Below are 18,467 nucleotides of genomic sequence, written 5' to 3'. Positions count from 1 at the left end.
TTTTGTCAACATGCTGAATATGCATAAAAAGGATAATTCAGGATAAATTATTCAAATTACATTTCTACATTCTTTTTTTATCATGAGGCTAAAAGGAGCACCATACAATGAAAATTCCGTTAGAACCTAGCATCTCTATTAATGAGCAATTGCTAAAAGCCATCTTCAAGGATTGTTCCGATGTCGTGTTCCATTCCTCTTCAATGCCAATGCAGATCGAAATGCTCGCGTTATACATTTCCGGTCTATCCGATACGAGCCATCTAGAGGATGTGATCCTCAAGGAGTTCATGAGCCTCTCTCCGGAACTTGTAAAGTCGAATGGCATCGAACAAGTCATACAAGCAAGCTTTCTCCCCGTTAGCAAAACCAAGAAGGTAACACTCCTATGCGAGATCGAAGACAGCGTCTTGAAAGGCGACATCGTTTTTCTTTTTGACGAAGTGGATTATGGTATTGCAGTAGCCGTGAAAGGGTCGGAAAGAAGAGGAATTGAAGACCCCCAATCTGAGCCGGTTATACGCGGACCACGCGAGGGATTCGTGGAGTGTCTGCAAACCAACACAGGATTATTGCGAGTTAGACTTCGGACCTCCAGTTTAAAAATGGAAACCCTATCGATCGGCACTCTCTCGCAGACTGATGTCGTAATCGCTTACTTAAAAGATATCGCGAAAGAGGATTTACTCCAAGATGTTCGTAACCGTCTTGGTCAAATCGAAATCGATGGTGTGTTGGAATCCGGATATATCGAAGAGTTTATTACAGATACCCCCTACTCTCCTTTTCCGCAAGTTCAGAACACCGAGAGACCCGATGTGGTAATCGGTAGCCTTCTTGAAGGCAAAGTAGCCATTTTGACCGACGGTACGCCTATCGCTCTGGTGGTTCCGATGACCTTCTGGACTGGCTTGCAAGCAAGCGAAGATTATTATGAACGATCGATCGCTGCGACGCCTCTTCGCTGGCTTCGCATCCTATTTACGGCTGTTTCCTTATTTCTACCTTCCCTATATGTTTCGTTAGTCAGTTATGATCATCCCATACTGCCAACAAGCCTGCTGTTAAGCATTGCTTCTTCGCAAAAGATGTCTCCATTCCCTGCCATTATTGAAACGCTTCTGATGGAAATAACATTTGAAGCTTTACGCGAAGCCGGGTTACGGCTTCCCAAAGGTGTTGGTTCTGCAGTCACCATCGTCGGCGGTATCGTCATCGGACAAGCTGCTGTTCAGGCCGGTTTTATATCAGCTCCAGTGGTTATCGTAGTGGCTACGACAGGAATTGCATCGTACATTATTCCCCGTTATAATTTTGGACTTGCCTTCCGACTGCTCCGATTCCCTCTGCTATTGCTGGCAGGTTTCATGGGTTTCTACGGATTAATGATCGGCATTATCGCGATCATGATCCACTTGGCTGCGCTGCGTTCCTTTGGCGTACCGTACCTCTATCCAGTCGCACCGCTATCCCTGGACGGATTAAAGGATGTATTCGTCCGGAAACCATGGTTCAAGATGAACTTGCGTCCCGAAACTGCTGCTGGGCAGAACCGATTAAGGATTCCACCGAGAAAACAGCCCGATTCGAGCAATCAGAACGACTAATTGAACGCGGAGGTACGGATGATTAAAGCAGAGAAGCTCACACAGTGGCAATTTGTCATTATTATTAGCGTTGCGGTTCTGGGGACAGAGGTATTCAACATTGCAGCCTTCCCTGCGCATTATGCAAAGCAAGATGCATGGTTGTCCGTTTTGATTGCCCCAATTACAAGCATTTGGTGCGTATTCGTTTCGACTACGCTAGCTGCAAGGTACCCCAACATGACGATTATTGAGTACAGCAGAAGCATTTTGGGAAAGTGGTTCAGTGCATTCGTTGGAGCCTATTACTTCTGCTTTCTCTTTGTATATACATCTGCCATTTCAAAAGTGATTACCGATCTCATCGCCGTGATTTCCCACCAACTAACTCCACATGTCGTACCTTTACTTATGCTTTTCATCGTTTGTGGTATTGCTGCTTGGTGCGGAATTGGAGTCATCGGCCGATGCGGCGAGATTATTTTTCCGATCGTGATCTTGATTGCTTTCATCATTTTTTTCATTTCGATTCGTGACTGGGATCGTATGAATCTTCTGCCTGTCGCAGAAAATGGACTACTTCCGATTATAAAAGGGGCTTCTGTACCCAGTGGTTGGCAAGGAGAGATCATTCTTATTGCATTCTTAATCCCTTTTATGAATCAACCCCGACATGCTCGCAAAGCATCCCTTTATTCAACCATGATCATCACAATCCTCATGCTCAAGACCGTACTGATTTGCACGCTTATTGAAGGCCCGCTCGTATCCAAATTTACTTTTCCTTATGGAGCACTGATCCGCTACATCAGTTTAGGGGACGTGTTAGAAAGGCTCGACCCTGTTTTTTTTCCAATATGGGTCTCCTTTGGTTTTCTTAAGTTAGCCATATTTCTCTTTGTTACTTGTCTCTGTGTTAGTCGGATAAGCAAAGTTAAGAATCAGCGGGCCATTACACTGCCTGTGCTTCTGCTTGTTTTTATCGGCACAATATGGATCATGGAAAAAGCACCTGGGATGGATGTGATCTTGCAGTTCTACTTTTATTCCTTCCCTATAGCAAGTTTCATTGCCGCAAACCTGATTCCAACCGTTCTATTATGCATCGATTCGATCCTGTCAAGTCGGAGGGTTCTCCATGAGACTTAGAAACGCCATCGTCGCTTCGATTATCGCGAGTTTGGTGGTGATTACCGGATGCTGGGATCGAAGAGAAGTGAAAGGTTTGGCGATCGTTACTGCAAGCGGACTGGATTTCAATAAGGACGGAACGTTGACGCAAAGCATTCAAATCGCGATTCCGACGCCTTTGCAATCGAGCGGAAGCAGCGGTGATCCAAAGTCTTTTTTCGTCATCGCTGCAGAAGGAAAAACCCTTGCCGATGCGCGCCAAAAATTGCAGGAAAAAGTCCATTTAAAGCTCTACTATTCGCATCGGAGAGTCATTATCATTGGCGAAGAAATGGCAAGGCACGGTTTGGAAAAAGTTTTTGATAGCTATGTACGCGAAGTGGACATGAGGACGAGAAACATGGTGTTCGTGGCCAAAGGAGTAAAGGCCATGGAACTTCTTAATTATCCGGTAGCGCTTGAATCTATCCCTGCGGATCAATTTCAAAATCTGCACAAGCAACCATCAGGCAGGGCAACGACAATCTTGAACTTTAATGCAATTGCTTCCACTGAGGGAATCGAACCTGTTATGGGGGCATTCCAGGTTATTCATACACAAGGGTCAAAGGGGGCTTCTCCCTCATCTTCGAAGGAACCGCACATTAAGTTATTTGGTGTAGGCATATTTAAGAATTTGAAGTTAATCGGCTTTTTTAACGATGAAGAAACTCGTGCTTTGAACTGGGTCACAAAAAACATGTCGAATTCGTTTCTTACCGTGTACGTTCCACAAGGAGATGGCAATGTTAGCGTACAAATCCTGTCTTCCAAACACAGTCTCAAACCGGAACTTAAAGAAAATACGATAAATATGCACGTGTCTATTCAAAGTAACTGCGAGCTTATCGAGAACGGGAGCAAGCTTGACTTTAGTGAGCCGCATAATATTGAGCTCTTGAATAAACTTCTGTCTTCTCAACTCACCACATCCATTGAAAAATCCGTGAAGAAGAGCCAGCAGCAATACAAGGCTGATATCTTCGGATTCGGTCGTAACATCCATGTCAACAATCCTTCGAAATGGAAACGACTTTCACCTTCATGGACAACCTTATATCCCACAGTAAACGTAATCATTAACTCTAAAATATCTGTTATTGGAACAGGCTATGACAAATTGCCGTTGTACCGAGATGAGAAAACAGGTGACGTAGACTAATGCAGATAGTAAATGTGTTGTTATTCTTAGCAATCGTGGCTATCGTGACGTACTATCAAGTCCGCAAACTCGTTCGCAACCGAGAAACGAGAGTTGGGAGCATCTATATTACGTTAATGATCATTGTTGTGCTGATGTATGCATTCGTGTTCTTAAACAAAACGTCCACGTTTAATCCGATGAGTCTCTTCACCATTCTATTCGAGAAAATCGGAAGATATTTCATAGATAATTAACTATTAGCTTATCAAATGACAAGCACTCGTCCAAAAAATTGAACGAGTGCTTGTTTCATTTTGCGAATGTCGGTACTTGGAAAAACAGATAAAAATTTTTATCAAAAACTCTTATATTTGTAATTTGTTTAATGCAAGGATAGGTTCTACAATATCCTGTATGGTCCGAATTGCGTCCGCCAATATGCAGATTCCGGATTCCAAACAACGAAGAGGAGATTGAATTGAAATGAAAATAACTTCTGAGAAAACCATTCGCACATGTATCGAAACCGTAGACCGCGATGCATGGAACGATATGTTCCTTGCCGCTCCTGAAGATTATGCCGCTAGCTCGAACCTGTCGTATAGTCATTTTGGAACAAGCCTTGGGATCGCAGATAAAACGATTCCCATCACCGAATTTAATCGCGTTATTGGTTTGGGCATTGAAGAACCGATTACGGAGACGATTCTCGAAGAAGCTATTGCTTGGATGCAGGAGCATGCAATCGCGAGTTTCTCGCTTCAAGTAGCTCCTACTGCCTCTCCGGATTCTTTCCAAGATCTGCTGGAGAGCAAAGGACTTGTCAAGAGCGGTCATGGCTGGGCAAAGTTTTACCGTGACGGATCGCCTGCAGAACTACATCCGCTTCCAACATCGCTTGAGGTCCGGCTCGTCGGAGCCGAGAATGCGGAAGACTTTGGTAAGACAGTACAAATGGGTTTCTGCGCACCGGAAACGATTGCTCCTTTCATGTCCGCTTTGGCAGGACGGCCTAATTGGAAGGCATACGCTGCATACGACGGAGATACTCCGGTTGCAAGCGGAGCCATGTTCATTAAGGACGGCTGGGCTTGGTTGGGTTGTGATGCAACGCTATCCGACCATCGCGGAAGAGGCGCACAGTATGCTCTAATCCATAGAAGATTGACCGATGCAATCTTGGCTGGCGTTACGGGGTTCACCGTTGAGACCGTTCAGCCGGCAGAGGGGGAAGAAAACAATTTCAAATCTTATTGCAATTATCTTCGTGCAGGCTTCAAACGCATGTATGTTCGTCCGAATTACCTATTAAAAAATGACTAATACAATCGCTTGAAACAAAACAAAACATAATAAACCAACTCTTGTCCAATTGGACAAGAGTTTCAGACTGTAGAGAAACCTACGTTTTTTCAAAACGGCTGGTTTCTGGAGCGTTGAAATTAATCCCTGCTTGCTTCGTATATTTTTTGTGCTAAATAGGCTGGTCTTGTACGTGTATATGTAAAGTGGTCCCCATCACCAACGATAAGGCGGAACAAACCGAGTCGTGTTGACATGTGGGGATTCCATCCGTAACCTTCCCCTTGCGGCAATACGTTATCCTGGTAGAAATATACATAGCTTTTGGGGATTTGCAGCGTATAGAACGTTTTTAGATCCAGTTTCTCAAAAAGTGGTTTAGCGGGCTCCGGTAGGACACTTGTATAAAAGAGTTTAGCGTCCTCCGTTGTTGCCGTATTTACAAACAATGACCGAAATATATCGAATGGAAGCATAATCGTATCGTCAGCTGACATCGCTCTGAGTTGTTCAAAACCCTGCACTGTTTCGGGTGGAATTTCATCAATCACAGATTCTCCGTCCTTTAATACGAAAGCATCCCAGAATACTAACCGCTTGATCCGTTCGGGCACCTGTTCGGCGACTTTTTGGATAACGGACCCGCCAAAGCTGTGCCCAACGAGGATAAAATCTTGTAATTGCATCTGTTTTATATAATCAACAACTGATTTTGTTATCATCGCATGCGTAACATTTTTATTGCTATTGATTCCATGTCCTGCGTATTCAGGCGTATAAACAATGTGTCCTTGACTTCGCAGTACGGCGGCTACGCCATCCCAGAAATGCGCGTCAGCCCAGGAACCATGCACCAGTACAAAAGTAAGCTGCTGACGTGCAGGTATCAGATAGTTTCCTCTTCCATCTTGCGGATAACCCCACCATAAATGTCCAGCTCCAAAATAAGGGTTGTAATAATGCCCTTGTGGTAGGAATGGATACGGATTTGGAATTTGATTATTCCACGAAGAATATGGCATCACGATAAACATCCTCTCGTAAGCGACTTTATTGAGTTTATGCTTATAGTGACTTGAGGATTCACACTTCTGTAACCAGCCCGAAATTGTCCAAAAAAAAAGCTGAACCCGGTAAAATACCAAGCTCATGCCCTTATCTCTACTCCTTTATTTGGTCACGCTATGCAATCTCCATGGATCAAACTACTTTTCGGCATTCAATCCTTTAAGGGATCTATAATTCACTTTCGAGCGCCATTCTATTTAAAATCGTTATTCTTCCTCGAGATAGTTTGATAATATCCTCCCTCTCAAGAGACTTCAAGGTTCGGCTAATTACCTCACGTACTGTGCCTAATTCTATTGATAAGCAGTCATGTGTAATTTGTAAACTGTCAGCTTTACCTTTTTGCTCAGACAACTCGATTAGGAAATCCGCAACTCTTCCTCGAACGGACTTGAAGTACGCGCTGTCTAGCAGGCTTCCAAAAAGCACAATACGTTTGGCTAATAATTGAAAAATAAACTGTCTTAAAATCGAATAACGCTCCATCCACTCGCGAAAAATATTCGCTTGTATCTTTAGAGAAACCACAGGAATCTCTACGCATGCTGAAGCCTCAAACTTAGTGCCGCCTAAAATACATGAAATCATCAAAGGACAACATTCACCATCATGAATTCTATACAATGTGATTTCTCGACCACTGGAACTTATTTTAAACATTCTTACAGTGCCCTCTAATACCAGATAGATATAATCCAATAATTGCCCCTCTTCTATAATGGCATTCGGTTCCATTTGAATGACACTAATACCATCCTGATTCCAATCCTCTTCCGTTATGTCTGCCATGCTTGGGAATGCGGATAGGATTTGCGACAAACACCCAGACTGAATCAATCTATCTCAGCTCCTTCATTAATACTCGAGCAATGATAACATAATGGAAAGTAGATATTCCGTGACATTAGTTACTTTATAAGTTGGTGTTTCTCAAAAGAAAAATATTCAATTAGTATGATTTGCAATAGTCATTTACGAATTAGGTATGTTTTATCCCTAAATTACAAGGAAGTATTTAATTTCTACAATTTGTGGTCATAAAATTTTCTCATTGGTTGCCTCGCTAATTCTCTCGATGAAATCATTAATAACAAGTACGTGTTTATGCTTGGATTTGAATCCGATAAACAATTCGTTGCGTACATTCATATGCTCGAACAGCATTCGCCATCGGGGTTCTGCTAATTTGTGATGGTTGAGCATATAGGTCGGGAGTAAACTAAATCCAGCTCCTCCCTCAATAGCTCTTAAGATTAAATGTAGACTCGGGATAACATGGACGGGTTCAATCCTTGGCCTCGACTTAAAAAAGTCTCTCCAGTACCTGCTAATAATCGGAAGCTCGAGTCCATAGCTTATCCATTGTTGTTCCGAAAGCCATAATTCCATATCCTTCAAGAATTTGAATTCAGGAACAATTGTTTCGAATGGAGCTACAATGACAAAGCTTTCCTCCATAAGTCGTACATACTCAATACCCGGTGTCAAATTTTTTTTAGTGGTTAATATAATATCTACAAGATCTTCTTTGAGAAGCTTCAATAAATGGTCGGCTTCGCCAAAGTACGTAATCGTGCTTAATTTCGGCAACGATAACCGGGATATAATTTTCTCAGTGAACAACTCATGCGTTGAACCGATCCTAATAACCTCCATAGTTGCTGACAGATTCAATTTCAATCCCATTGTCTTCTCCTCTAAAGCTTCGATTAGGGGGACAAGATGAGAGTATAACTGCTTGCCACGTTCAGTAGGAGCGATCTTTCTTGCGGTTCGAGTGAACAATGGTTCACCAACTTCAGCTTCCAGAGAAGCAAGGTGCTGGCTCAACGCCGGCTGTGTCATAATCCGGGTCTTCGCGGCCTCGGTAACCGAATTGTGTTTAAAAATGGCGATAAAACTTCTGTACCATTCAAAATCGACCATAACTTCACCTTCTTCTATCCTTCATGATTTTGAGATACATACATGCAACAAAATGAGAAAAGCAAGACCGATCGTACCATTTTTTTATTTCATTAAACCGTAACTTTAATCACATAATTCGGTATGCTTTATTTAAATTTCTAAGTGATGTAAGAGCGTCCGAGAGGACGCTTTTTTCTGTGCTATGGAGGTCAAATAATTATTACTTTGACACATAGAGTAATCTGTGATAAATTTACTCCATCAGATAGAACTATGTCAGATAGAGCACTATGTGGCAGAGTAAATGACAGATCTATTTATTTTGTACAGGAGGACCACACATGATTCGAAGTGATATCATTCGCGGACATCTCGATGCGATCATTTTGCGGCTGATTTATGAAGAAGACCGCTATGGCTACGAGATTTCCAAAGAAATCAGTTTGCGGACCGGGGATCGATTTCAAATCAAGGAAGCCACACTGTATGCGGTATTCCAAAGGCTTGAGCGCAAAGAGCTGATTGAATCGTACGTTGGCGACATATCGCACGGCAGCAAGCGGCGTTATTACAAGATTACGAAGCTCGGCAAAGCTTATTTGAAGGAAACGGTTGAGGAATGGATTGAAATCAAAGAGATCGTCAATATTTTCATGGAGGGATTGTAGGATGAAGAAGATTAGCGCACATGTAGAGGAATGGTTTTTTGATATTCCGGACAGCGAACAGAAGCAATCGATGCAAGAGGAAATCACGCAAAATTTAGAGGAAAAAGTATACGATTTGATGCGCCGCGGCAAATCCGAGGAAGATGCGATCAATAAAGCCATCGTGGAGTTCGGCGATATCTCTGATATCAAATTGGAATTCGGCGCGAGCAGCCAAGACCCCGTTTCAGCACGAAAGCAATATGGACTGCATTTGGGTTTCTCGCTCTGGGGAAGCGGCCTGATCGTCGCCCTCATGGTGTTCATCAACATGTATTACACACCTGGCACGATTTGGTTTGTATATCCTACATTCGGTGTAGCTTGGTGGCCGCTTGTCATGTTCTACAAGTGGCTCGGCTGGAAATAAGGAGGTCGTGAGATGACAAGTCCCCGCGTCGCTTTTGCCGTGATGGGCAGTCTGATGAGCATTGCATTTCTTATTCTCGTCAACCATCTGACTTCCCCCGGCTATCTGTGGGTTATTCACCCCGCTTTCGCCATTATTCAATGGCCGATTGCCATGTATTTCGCCGCTTCCGGCAGGATCAAAGCCTACTCGGCCGTAACCAGCTTATTGATTATCTTGTACCTCATCGTGGAGAATATTGCACAAAGTCCTGGTCATCCGTGGTTCTTGTATCCGGCCTTCGCCATTATTTGGTGGCCGATCATCATGTATGCCGGCCGCTTCGCGGCTACACTTCAGATGGCACTTATCGGCAGCTTCTGCATCATCATATCGTACGGCGCGCTGAATTTGCTGCTGTCGCCTCAGTTTCCATGGATCATCTTCCCTGCTTACGCTGCGATTTGGTGGCCGATGTCCATTTACTTCAGCCGCGATCGCAAGTGGTTTGAGTTTGCCTTATGCGCCTCGCTCCTTACCAGCGCTTTATTCGTTATCCTGAATGCCGTTACGTCACCGGAGGATATTTGGGCAATCTATCCCATATTCGCTGTCATCTGGTGGCCGCTCAGTATGTATTTCTACGCCAGACGCCCTCCCGTTTGATCGCTTAAGGCATAGGATGCTATAATGTTCAAAAACATAAAACGGAGAATGACCTATGCCCTCACACCTCATGAAAAATAATCAAGTCAACGCACGTATTCAAGTATCCCAAGCTGTCGCAGCCGATGCCCCTGCCGTTATGGAGCTGCTCGTCGGCACAGCGACTTGGCTGAAGAGCACAGGCTCTAAGCAGTGGAGCGCCTTGTTGAACGGCGACGATCACCATAACGTAACCGGTCATATCGACAAAGGGGAACTGTTCCTCTTCAAGGATGGCGAGGTTCTGGCCGGCATCGTCCTGCTTATGCAAGTTCCCGGCGACTGGGATCTTGGCTTATGGGGCAAGGAAGGTCACGAATCGATCGTTTACCTGCACCGCTTGGCGATCAACCGCGAATATGCCGGACAAGGCCTCGGAGCTGATATCGTTCGCTGGGCCGAGGAAGGCGTATCGTTCCCAGGGAAGGATCGCATCCGTCTCGACTGCATCGCAAACAACGAGAAGCTGAACGCCTTCTACAGCGGTCTCGGCTACGCGTACAAAGGAACCTCGCCCAGCGGGTTCTGCTTGTACGAGAAGTTTTATAGCTAGTTTTATCGAAGCTGTCTCAAGTCTAAGCGACTTTGAGGCAGCTTTTTGTTATTGTCAGAGTGGATCTGCTTGAGTCGGCTAAATGTTGCAGACGAGGCATCATTTTACCCCTCCTTAAGGGCAAAAACAGCTTTATGTTGACCAAACTGCAACATTTCTCAGGGGTATCGCAGCTAAACAGTTTGTTGCGGCTAAAATGTTGCAAATAGCGCATCATTTACTTTGCGAGCCCTCTTTAACCACTGAAATGTTGCATAACTGGCAATATTTTCAACAGTGAGGCTGGGAGAAGTTGATTGGAGTAGCATGATTAGAGGTGCTGCAAAGTTACTGGTCGCGAGCCTGCTTAGGACCGGGGAGCGACTTTCACCGTGAGAAAATCGAGCAACAGCTGTGCATTTTTGATCCCTAGACTTCTAACGAACCGCAGAGGCCTTATTTGTTCCAAAAACCCCGCTCTGGAATTCTAACGAACCCTACAGGCCTTATTTGCTCCATAACCCGTGCATTCCGCACAATTTCACGAAATAAGACCCCTGTGGTTCGTTAGAATTTTGAAAGTGTCCATTTCTTCAAAATAAGACCGCTGTGGTTCGTTAGCGCCGCGGGGGCCGGGAGAAGCTGAAGAGTTTGACTGGAATAGTATCACTCGAATCATTTGATCCGCAATCCGGGCTTCTAGAATGCCCAGTTGCCGCTGCGGAACAGCGGTTCCGAAGTACCGTCCTGTAGAACGCCGTCGATATCCAGATCCTCAGTACCGATCATGAAATCAACATGCGTTAAGCTGTGATTCAAGCCGCGCTCGGCAAGCTCCTCCTTGCTCATCGACAAGCCGCCTTCCACGCAGAACGGGAACGCGAAGCCGATCGCCAAGTGACAGGCTGCATTCTCATCAAACAAGGTGTTGTAGAACGTCAGGTTCGTATCCGAAATCGGCGAACGGTAAGGTACCAACGCAATCTCTCCCAGATAGTGTGAGCCTTCATCCGTTTCAACCAGCCCTTTGAGTGCCTCGTAACCAACCTCAGCTTGATAGGCCGTGATTCGTCCTTCCGTGAAGGTAATCGAGAAGTTGTCAATCAGATTGCCATTATAGCTAAGCGGCTTGCTGCTGACTACCGTTCCGTTCACGCTTGTTCGCAGCGGCGAAGTGAATACTTCCTCCGTTGGCATGTTCGGAATAAAGGTTGTCCCCTGTCCGTTGCGTGTCCCTGCGCTAACCCAAATATGACCTTCGGGAAGTCCGATCGTCACATCGGTTCCCGCCGAACCGCGATAACGCAGTTCTTGGTATCTGCGCTCGTTCAGCCGGCCTGCCTTGGAGCGCAGATTGTCAGCATGCTCGCGCCAAGATTGAACCGGATCTGCCGCATCCACCCGCGTTGCTGCGAAGATCGCTTCCCACAGGGCATCGACGCGCTCCGTGGCAGGAAGTGCCGGGAATACCTTCTCCGCCCATTCCAGCGTAGGTACAGCGACGATCGACCATGAGACTTCATTGCTAAGCGTAAACTTACGGAATGGCTGCAGCGCAGCTTGCTGCGATTTGGTTGCAAGACCAATCCGTGAAGCATCGACTCCGTTTAGCAGATCCGGGTTCTCGGCAACGACCCAGAGAAAAGCCGCTCCTTCTTCCGCCAATGCCACTCGTCCCTTCGCATGCCATTCCGGATAATAGGAAAGTCCCTCTTCCGGCGATTTCTCCAGGCGCGTACGTGTAATTAACTCGTCGCTCCAATCGACATGTACATAGCTTGCTCCTATTTCATAGGCACGTTTCGCCACTTCTCTGACGAACTCAGCTGCTGCGATTTGCGAAATAATACAGAGCTTCTGACCGGGCTGAACGTTAACGCCGACCTCTACGGCTAGTGCCGCGTATTGCTCCAGACGATGTTGGAATGATTTCATGTTATCGACTCCTTTATGTATCGGTAATTCGGCAATTCCTCTCCCCTAATACCGATACCAATTATAACAGTGCCTGATTAGCAGATGCAAAAAAACACCTGAACAGCCTCCAACTACGGGCAGCCGTTCAAGTGTCATCGCTCATTTATGTCGTTTGAAATTGTGCATAGTGAAGTCTGCTGTAATGGCCGCCGGCTTCAAGAAGCTCTTCGTGCTTGCCCTGTTCCGATACGCCATCCTCCGTGACAACGACGATACGGTGAGCATTCTTGATCGTAGCCAAACGATGCGCAATGACCAGCGTCGTACGTCCTTGCGACAGCTCTGCAAGAGACTGCTGAATCGCGGACTCCGTCTCCGTATCCAGCGCTGAGGTCGCTTCATCGAGAATAAGAATAGGCGGATTCTTGAGGAACATCCGCGCAATTGCCACACGCTGCTTCTGGCCGCCGGACAGCTTCACGCCTCGCTCGCCGACAATGGTGTCCAATCCATCCGGTAAGGACAGAATGAACGCTTCAAGCTGTGCTCGCTTCGCAGCTTGCATTAACTCGGCGTCAGTCCCGTCCATCTTGCCGTATTTGATGTTATCGCGAATCGTACCCGAGAACAGGAATACATCCTGCTGGACAATACCGATTCCTTTGCGCAGCGAATTCAGCTTCATATCGCGGATATCGCGTCCGTCGATCGTTATGCCTCCTGCATCAACATCATAGAACCGCGGCAGCAAGCTGCATAACGTTGTCTTGCCGGCTCCGGAAGGTCCGACGAACGCTACCGTCTCCCCTTCTTGGATCGTTAAGTTAATATGCTCGAGCACTTTAGATTCATTTTCGTAGCCGAAGCTGACATCTTTGAACGCAATGTTGCCGCGCAGGTTCTCTACAACGATAGCGTTAGGTCGATCCGCGACCTCTGGATCGGTCTCAAGCAGCTCGACGTACCTTCTGAAACCAGCGAAGCCTTTCGGATAACTCTCGATGACTTGATTGATTTTCTCAATCGGTCCAATAAACACGTTTGCCAGCAATAAGAACCCGACAAACTCACCGATCGTCAACTCTTGCTGAATGACGAACCAAGTCCCGCAAATCATAACAAACAGCGTAACGAAACGCTTCAGCACATAACTAATCGAGATGTTAGCTGCCATAATCTTATAACTCAGCAGCTTGGTGAGACGGAAGCGAAGATTGTTCACTTGGAATTGCTCTTTCTCGAACTCTTCGTTCGCGAAGGATTGAACGACACGCATGCCGCCGACATTATCTTCGACACGTGCATTAAAGTCCGCGATGTCGCTGAAGAGCTGATGGAACGCTTTGGTCATCTTCTTGCTGAAGAAGATCGCGAGCCAAATCATAAGCGGCACAAGGACAAACGTCAGCAGTGCCAGCTTCCAGTTGATGAACATCATAAGCGTGAATGCGCCAACCAGCGTCATTACAGCTATAAACAAATCTTCCGGCCCGTGATGCGCCATCTCGCCGATTTCCATCAAGTCATTGGTGAGGCGAGACATTAAGTGACCTGTCTTATTGTTATCGAAGAATCGAAATGAGAGCTTCTGAATATGATCGAACAGCTTGCGACGCATATCCGTTTCAATATTTATTCCAAGCATATGTCCCCAGTAAGTAACGACGTAATTGAGCAGTGCATTCAAAGCATAAATCGCGAGCAATGCGATGCATGCCCATGTGATAAGCCCCCAATCCTTGCCCGGAAGCAGCTTATCCACGAATTGATTGACTGCAACGGGGAATCCAAGCTCCAGAAACCCAGCGAAAATGGCGCAGAAGAAATCAAGATAGAACAGCCTCTTATAAGGCTGATAGTAGGACATAAATCGTTTAAGCATAATGAACTGACTCCCCCTTCTCTGTTCTTCTTGGTAGAAATAACATTATCTTGACCTTGTTAGCAAATAGAGAAAATACGGCGCCCCGATAATAGCAACCACGATTCCGGTTGGCACATCGTACATACGAGCGAGCGTATCTGAAATGATGAGCAGCAACGCTCCGGTAATCGCCGAAGCCGGCAATAAATAGGCATGCTGCGGCCCGACAAGTCTGCGAGCCAGATGAGGTCCGATTAACCCAACGAAGGCGATTCCACCGCCAACCGCTACGCAGGAAGCGGCCAGTGCGACGGCTGCCCCGTACAGATACAACCGTTCGCGGTTAAGTGCAGTACCCAGTCCGGAAGCAGTTTGATCCCCTAGATTCAGCACGTCCAGCACACGCGCCTTGCAATGGACGAAAGGCAGCAGCACGACGATCCAAGGCAATAACGCCAGGACGAAACGCCAATCCATCCCCAGCATGCTGCCTGCCAGCCATACCTGCACGAACTTGAATTGATCGGGATTGAGCTTCAGCGTCAGTACGAGCATGAATGCTGAAATTCCGGCAGCTACCGCGATTCCGACGAGCAGCAGTCGAATGGTCGAAATGCCGTGATGACGTCGATAAGAGAGACTATAGATGAGCGTTGCTGTCGCTCCTGCTCCAATCATAGCAAGAAGAGGCAGCAGAAATATGGCATGGTTTATCGGTGTTACGGATATATACAGAATGACGATCAGTCCCGCTCCGGCGTTTATGCCGAGGATGCCGGGATCGGCCAGCGCATTTCGCGTAACTCCTTGCAAAATACAGCCGGACACCGCGAAACCGGCGCCGATCAGCAGTGACATGACGATCCGAGGCAGACGGAACTGATACAGGATCAGCTCCTGTTTAGCCGTTCCGGATCCGAATAGAGTATGGATCATCTCACTCGGCGAGAGCCTCAGTGTGCCCGTACTCATGCTAATAAGGAATATAATGAGAATGAGACCGCCTATCCATCCCATAACTGTGTAAGCCCGCTTCTTCCGCGCCTTCTCTGCAGGAGTGACTGTATAGGCATCCATTACAGCTCCCTCCTTTCATTAATGGCTAAGTAGAGGAAGAACGGAACTCCAATAACGGCAATTAGCGCGCCTAGAGGCGTTTCGGAATACGGATTGAACATCCGGGCACCGATGTCGGCAACGATGAGCAGCAGCGCCCCCAGAACGGAAGAGCATGGAATGATCCAGCGGTAATCAACGCCAACCAAATATCGTGCAATATGCGGAATAATGAGTCCAACGAATCCGACAGCCCCTACGACGCTGACTGAAGCTCCCGCCAGGATTAGCACCAGAATCGTACCGATTAGCTTAATCAGCCCTGTGCGTTGTCCGAGTCCAATTGCAATATCTTCACCGAGACTTAACAGTGTAATCGAACGCGAAATCATGACCGCAACGATTATGCTGCCGAGCACCCAAGGCCAAATAATCCGAATTTGCGCCCATTCCACACCTGCCATTCCGCCTGCGAGCCAGAAGGCCAGCTCCCGACCTACTTGATAATGAATGGCGATAGCGTCGCTTATGGCGAGCAGCAATGCCGTTACGGCAGCACCTGCAAGAACTAACCGCACCGGCGTAAGACCGCCTTTGACAAACGCTCCTGTCCCAAACACAAGTCCTGCAGCCGCGGCAGCGCCGAGGAAAGAAAAGAACATAAGATTCACGAATGACATGCCCGGAAAGAACGCAAAGCAGACAGCAAGCATAACCCCTGCGCCTGCATTAATGCCTAGCAAGCCTGAATCTGCCAGCGGGTTGCGCGTCATTCCCTGCATAATCGCACCGGCTGCGGCAAAGGCCGCTCCTGTCAGCGCAGCTGCGAGCACGCGTGGAATCCGAAGCTCTCTGATGATTTGGTGTTGTGTCAAATCCGTATTGAAGTGAAAGAGCGCATCCCATACGGTCGATAACGATGTGTCTGCAGCGCCGACACAAATCGAGATGGCCGCAGTCAATACAAGTGCAAGAGTTCCGAAAATCAGAATAAACAAGGCAGCGAGTGGCCGGGAATGAATGACCGGTTGCTGTGACTGTGAGGAAGAATGAACGTCCACTTCAAATAAACCACCTTTACACGAATGACGAACGAACCGAATTGCGATCATTGAGAATTATTTTCATTTCCATAATAAAGAGTTCAGCGCCTCTTGTCCATTTATTTGACGATTGTTTCCTAAGAACGTGCAAGATTTACGCGAAAATGCTCGCATTCTTTGAACGAGTTTCAGATGGAGGTGACTCTCATGGATCAGCGTATTAATCGCGGGATTGATCGACTGGTTCGCCTGTTGCTCCGCAAACAAAGCCAAGATGGCAGTTGGCGTCTTGGTTTTATTGATAGTGGAACAACCACTGACGCTGCTGCGGTCATGCTTCTTACTAGTGCAGGTATTCATAAGCCGGCCTTGGTCGCTTCCTTATGTGAGCGAATATTAGCCAAGCAAAGTGCAGACGGCGCTTGGCGTGTATATCCAGACGAAGAAGGCGGCAATCTCGCCGCGACGGCAGAGTGTTATTTTGCCTTACAATTCGCCGGTCTATCACCTTCCCATTCTCCTATGAAGCAGGCTCGCGATCGGATCTCCGAGCTCGGAGGGCTCTCCCGCATTGACAGCCTACTGACCAAGTTCCTGCTCGCGATTGTCGGTCAATACGAATGGCCGCGCTGGTTCCCGGTTCCGCTTTCCCTTCTGCTGCTGCCCCCGAGCGCACCGCTGCACTTCTATCAATTCTCCGGTTATGCCCGTGTTCACATGGCCCCCATGCTGCTGCTCGGTTCTGCCAAGCCTGCATTCACCTTGCCACACATCGAACCTCTTCGCTCCCATCATGGAGATCTGTCGCTTCAACAGCTGCTCGCGCAGCAGAACAGTTGGCAGCAGCATATCAATATGCGAATCCCCTCCATCACAGGACTGTCGCCGCTTACAGCCCTTAACAAGCAAGGCACGGCTCGTGCGCTGCAATATATGCAGAATCGCATTGAGCCGGACGGCACGTTGTACTGCTACGCCAGCGCGACCATTCTTATGATTCATGCGCTGCGTGCGTTGGAATACGACATCCGACATCCCCTCATTATGAATGCAGTTTCAGGGCTCGAATCACTGCTGATTCGCGACGATACTAACCTTCTAACGACGCAGAACACGACCTCAACCGTATGGGATACTGCATTAATCAGCCACACACTCCAAGATGCAGGCGTTAACACGAACCATACGAGCATTGGATCCGCCGGGAATTATTTATTGAAGCATCAGCATACCAAGCTTGGCGACTGGAAGCTGAATGTGGAACATCCGCTGCCCGGAGGCTGGGGCTTCTCCGAATCGAATACGATGAATCCGGATCTCGATGACACCACTGCAGCTTTGCGCGCAATTGAAGGACTCGCACATTCCGCACCTTACCGGCAAGCTCGTGAACACGGTCTGCAATGGCTCCTGTCCATGCAAAATTCCGACGGTGGCTGGGCTGCTTTCGAGCGAAATGTGAACAGTCGTTTAATCAGCTGGGTGCCGCTAGACGGAGCAGAGGATGCTGCAACAGATCCGTCTACGCCGGATCTGACCGGCAGAACGCTTGAATATTTGGGCAAGCATACAGGGCTGACAACCAGTCACAGCCACTTCATGCGCCGAGCTGCAGATTGGCTGTATCGTGCACAGCAGACAGACGGCTCATGGTACGGCCGCTGGGGCGTCTGTTACATCTATGGCACTTGGGCCGCTCTCACCGGTTTGATCGCTGCCGGCGAGTCGCCGAACCATCCTCAGATTCGCAAAGCCGAAGAATGGTTACTTCGGATCCAACACCCGGATGGCGGCTTTGGAGAATCTTGTCGAAGTGATCATGTGAAGCGATTCGTCCCGCTCTCCTATTCGACACTATCGCAAACCGCATGGGCGCTCGATGCACTTATCGCGGTAAGCGTGCAGCCTTCACCCGCCATGGAGCGAGCATGCGATTTCCTGCTTCGCGCATTGGATTCGGAGGACTCGCTCCCGCGGAAGTATCCAACCGGGGCAGGTTTACCAGGTTATATCTATACGCAATATGAGAGCTACCCGCTCGTATGGCCGCTCCTCGCGCTTGCGAATTATCGCAGCAAATTTGGAAGCAGCGCACTGCCTGCCACATGACTCTCGC

At 47.4% G+C, this 18,467-nt stretch carries 17 protein-coding genes; 10 read left to right on the top strand and 7 right to left on the bottom strand.

Annotation, left to right across the window (positions count from 1 at the left end; all coding sequences use genetic code 11):
- Positions 1–107 precede the first annotated feature (107 nt).
- From AC0YN4_RS00570 to AC0YN4_RS00550, 5 genes are all read left to right on the top strand, one after another.
- On the top strand, positions 108–1,607 hold the full coding sequence (locus tag AC0YN4_RS00570) for a spore germination protein (protein WP_475780540.1): 1,500 nt from the start codon (positions 108–110) through the stop codon (positions 1,605–1,607).
- A gap of 18 nt (positions 1,608–1,625) precedes the next feature.
- Positions 1,626–2,735: a GerAB/ArcD/ProY family transporter gene (locus tag AC0YN4_RS00565; RefSeq protein ID WP_475780539.1), complete on the top strand. Its 1,110-nt coding sequence runs from the start codon at positions 1,626–1,628 to the stop codon at positions 2,733–2,735.
- Positions 2,725–3,918 (top strand): Ger(x)C family spore germination protein, encoded by a 1,194-nt coding sequence (locus AC0YN4_RS00560; protein ID WP_475834846.1) that lies wholly within the window; start codon positions 2,725–2,727, stop codon positions 3,916–3,918. The genes AC0YN4_RS00565 and AC0YN4_RS00560 overlap by 11 nt, the downstream gene beginning before the upstream one ends.
- Positions 3,918–4,154, top strand: a complete 237-nt coding sequence (locus AC0YN4_RS00555) for a hypothetical protein (RefSeq protein WP_475834845.1) — start codon at positions 3,918–3,920, stop codon at positions 4,152–4,154. Before AC0YN4_RS00560 ends, AC0YN4_RS00555 begins: the two co-directional genes overlap by 1 nt.
- A gap of 229 nt (positions 4,155–4,383) precedes the next feature.
- Positions 4,384–5,223: a GNAT family N-acetyltransferase gene (locus AC0YN4_RS00550; RefSeq protein ID WP_475834844.1), complete on the top strand. Its 840-nt coding sequence runs from the start codon at positions 4,384–4,386 to the stop codon at positions 5,221–5,223.
- A 119-nt stretch (positions 5,224–5,342) separates the two neighbouring features.
- On the opposite strand, the gene AC0YN4_RS00545 is transcribed toward AC0YN4_RS00550, so the two are convergent.
- The 3 genes from AC0YN4_RS00545 to AC0YN4_RS00535 form a co-directional block, all read right to left on the bottom strand.
- Positions 5,343–6,353: an alpha/beta fold hydrolase gene (locus AC0YN4_RS00545; protein WP_475834843.1), complete on the bottom strand. Its 1,011-nt coding sequence runs from the start codon at positions 6,351–6,353 to the stop codon at positions 5,343–5,345.
- 85 nt (positions 6,354–6,438) lie between these two features.
- A complete protein-coding gene (locus AC0YN4_RS00540; protein WP_475780535.1) occupies positions 6,439–7,107 on the bottom strand; it encodes a Crp/Fnr family transcriptional regulator in 669 nt (222 codons plus the stop codon).
- 198 nt (positions 7,108–7,305) lie between these two features.
- Complete coding sequence (locus tag AC0YN4_RS00535) at positions 7,306–8,196, bottom strand: LysR family transcriptional regulator (protein ID WP_475834842.1); 891 nt, start codon at positions 8,194–8,196, stop codon at positions 7,306–7,308.
- 323 nt (positions 8,197–8,519) lie between these two features.
- Between AC0YN4_RS00535 and AC0YN4_RS00530 the strand changes: the two genes are divergently transcribed.
- From AC0YN4_RS00530 to AC0YN4_RS00515, 4 genes are all read left to right on the top strand, one after another.
- Positions 8,520–8,846 (top strand): PadR family transcriptional regulator, encoded by a 327-nt coding sequence (locus tag AC0YN4_RS00530; protein WP_475780532.1) that lies wholly within the window; start codon positions 8,520–8,522, stop codon positions 8,844–8,846.
- Position 8,847: 1 nt separating this feature from the next.
- Positions 8,848–9,255: a permease prefix domain 1-containing protein gene (locus AC0YN4_RS00525; RefSeq protein ID WP_475780531.1), complete on the top strand. Its 408-nt coding sequence runs from the start codon at positions 8,848–8,850 to the stop codon at positions 9,253–9,255.
- A gap of 12 nt (positions 9,256–9,267) precedes the next feature.
- The gene (locus tag AC0YN4_RS00520) at positions 9,268–9,900 is read left to right on the top strand and encodes a hypothetical protein (protein WP_475780530.1); all 633 of its coding nucleotides are present in this window, start codon (positions 9,268–9,270) and stop codon (positions 9,898–9,900) included.
- A gap of 70 nt (positions 9,901–9,970) precedes the next feature.
- Positions 9,971–10,492 (top strand): GNAT family N-acetyltransferase, encoded by a 522-nt coding sequence (locus AC0YN4_RS00515; RefSeq protein WP_475834841.1) that lies wholly within the window; start codon positions 9,971–9,973, stop codon positions 10,490–10,492.
- A 678-nt stretch (positions 10,493–11,170) separates the two neighbouring features.
- On the opposite strand, the gene AC0YN4_RS00510 is transcribed toward AC0YN4_RS00515, so the two are convergent.
- The 4 genes from AC0YN4_RS00510 to AC0YN4_RS00495 all read right to left on the bottom strand — a co-directional run bounded on the left by AC0YN4_RS00510 (position 11,171) and on the right by AC0YN4_RS00495 (position 16,420).
- Positions 11,171–12,406, bottom strand: a complete 1,236-nt coding sequence (locus AC0YN4_RS00510; RefSeq protein ID WP_475834840.1) for an aminopeptidase — start codon at positions 12,404–12,406, stop codon at positions 11,171–11,173.
- A 145-nt stretch (positions 12,407–12,551) separates the two neighbouring features.
- On the bottom strand, positions 12,552–14,270 hold the full coding sequence (locus AC0YN4_RS00505) for an ABC transporter ATP-binding protein (RefSeq protein WP_475834839.1): 1,719 nt from the start codon (positions 14,268–14,270) through the stop codon (positions 12,552–12,554).
- A gap of 45 nt (positions 14,271–14,315) precedes the next feature.
- Entirely contained in the window at positions 14,316–15,329 is a 1,014-nt protein-coding gene (locus tag AC0YN4_RS00500; RefSeq protein ID WP_475780526.1) for a FecCD family ABC transporter permease, read from the bottom strand.
- On the bottom strand, positions 15,329–16,420 hold the full coding sequence (locus tag AC0YN4_RS00495) for a FecCD family ABC transporter permease (protein WP_475834838.1): 1,092 nt from the start codon (positions 16,418–16,420) through the stop codon (positions 15,329–15,331). Before AC0YN4_RS00495 ends, AC0YN4_RS00500 begins: the two co-directional genes overlap by 1 nt.
- A gap of 138 nt (positions 16,421–16,558) precedes the next feature.
- On the opposite strand from AC0YN4_RS00495, the gene AC0YN4_RS00490 reads away from it, so the two are divergent.
- On the top strand, positions 16,559–18,460 hold the full coding sequence (locus AC0YN4_RS00490) for a terpene cyclase/mutase family protein (protein WP_475834837.1): 1,902 nt from the start codon (positions 16,559–16,561) through the stop codon (positions 18,458–18,460).
- Positions 18,461–18,467 lie beyond the last annotated feature (7 nt).

The sequence above is a fragment of the Paenibacillus sp. J22R3 genome (assembly GCF_056269305.1).
The sequence above is the reverse complement of the archived record's forward strand: the minus strand, read 5'-3'. Positions and strand labels throughout refer to the sequence as shown.

Excerpts from the sequence above, each read along its gene's own strand:
- AC0YN4_RS00525 (WP_475780531.1), top strand. The coding sequence starts at position 8,848 with ATGAAGAAGATTAGCGCACATGTAGAGGAATGGTTTTTTGATATTCCG.
- AC0YN4_RS00550 (WP_475834844.1), top strand. The coding sequence starts at position 4,384 with ATGAAAATAACTTCTGAGAAAACCATTCGCACATGTATCGAAACCGTA.
- AC0YN4_RS00545 (WP_475834843.1), bottom strand. The coding sequence starts at position 6,353 with ATGAGCTTGGTATTTTACCGGGTTCAGCTTTTTTTTTGGACAATTTCG.
- AC0YN4_RS00505 (WP_475834839.1), bottom strand. The coding sequence starts at position 14,270 with ATGCTTAAACGATTTATGTCCTACTATCAGCCTTATAAGAGGCTGTTC.
- AC0YN4_RS00535 (WP_475834842.1), bottom strand. The coding sequence starts at position 8,196 with ATGGTCGATTTTGAATGGTACAGAAGTTTTATCGCCATTTTTAAACAC.
- AC0YN4_RS00560 (WP_475834846.1), top strand. The coding sequence starts at position 2,725 with ATGAGACTTAGAAACGCCATCGTCGCTTCGATTATCGCGAGTTTGGTG.
- AC0YN4_RS00510 (WP_475834840.1), bottom strand. The coding sequence starts at position 12,406 with ATGAAATCATTCCAACATCGTCTGGAGCAATACGCGGCACTAGCCGTA.
- AC0YN4_RS00495 (WP_475834838.1), bottom strand. The coding sequence starts at position 16,420 with ATGATCGCAATTCGGTTCGTTCGTCATTCGTGTAAAGGTGGTTTATTT.
- AC0YN4_RS00555 (WP_475834845.1), top strand. The coding sequence starts at position 3,918 with ATGCAGATAGTAAATGTGTTGTTATTCTTAGCAATCGTGGCTATCGTG.
- AC0YN4_RS00500 (WP_475780526.1), bottom strand. The coding sequence starts at position 15,329 with ATGGATGCCTATACAGTCACTCCTGCAGAGAAGGCGCGGAAGAAGCGG.
- AC0YN4_RS00520 (WP_475780530.1), top strand. The coding sequence starts at position 9,268 with ATGACAAGTCCCCGCGTCGCTTTTGCCGTGATGGGCAGTCTGATGAGC.
- AC0YN4_RS00490 (WP_475834837.1), top strand. The coding sequence starts at position 16,559 with ATGGATCAGCGTATTAATCGCGGGATTGATCGACTGGTTCGCCTGTTG.
- AC0YN4_RS00565 (WP_475780539.1), top strand. The coding sequence starts at position 1,626 with ATGATTAAAGCAGAGAAGCTCACACAGTGGCAATTTGTCATTATTATT.
- AC0YN4_RS00530 (WP_475780532.1), top strand. The coding sequence starts at position 8,520 with ATGATTCGAAGTGATATCATTCGCGGACATCTCGATGCGATCATTTTG.
- AC0YN4_RS00570 (WP_475780540.1), top strand. The coding sequence starts at position 108 with ATGAAAATTCCGTTAGAACCTAGCATCTCTATTAATGAGCAATTGCTA.
- AC0YN4_RS00515 (WP_475834841.1), top strand. The coding sequence starts at position 9,971 with ATGAAAAATAATCAAGTCAACGCACGTATTCAAGTATCCCAAGCTGTC.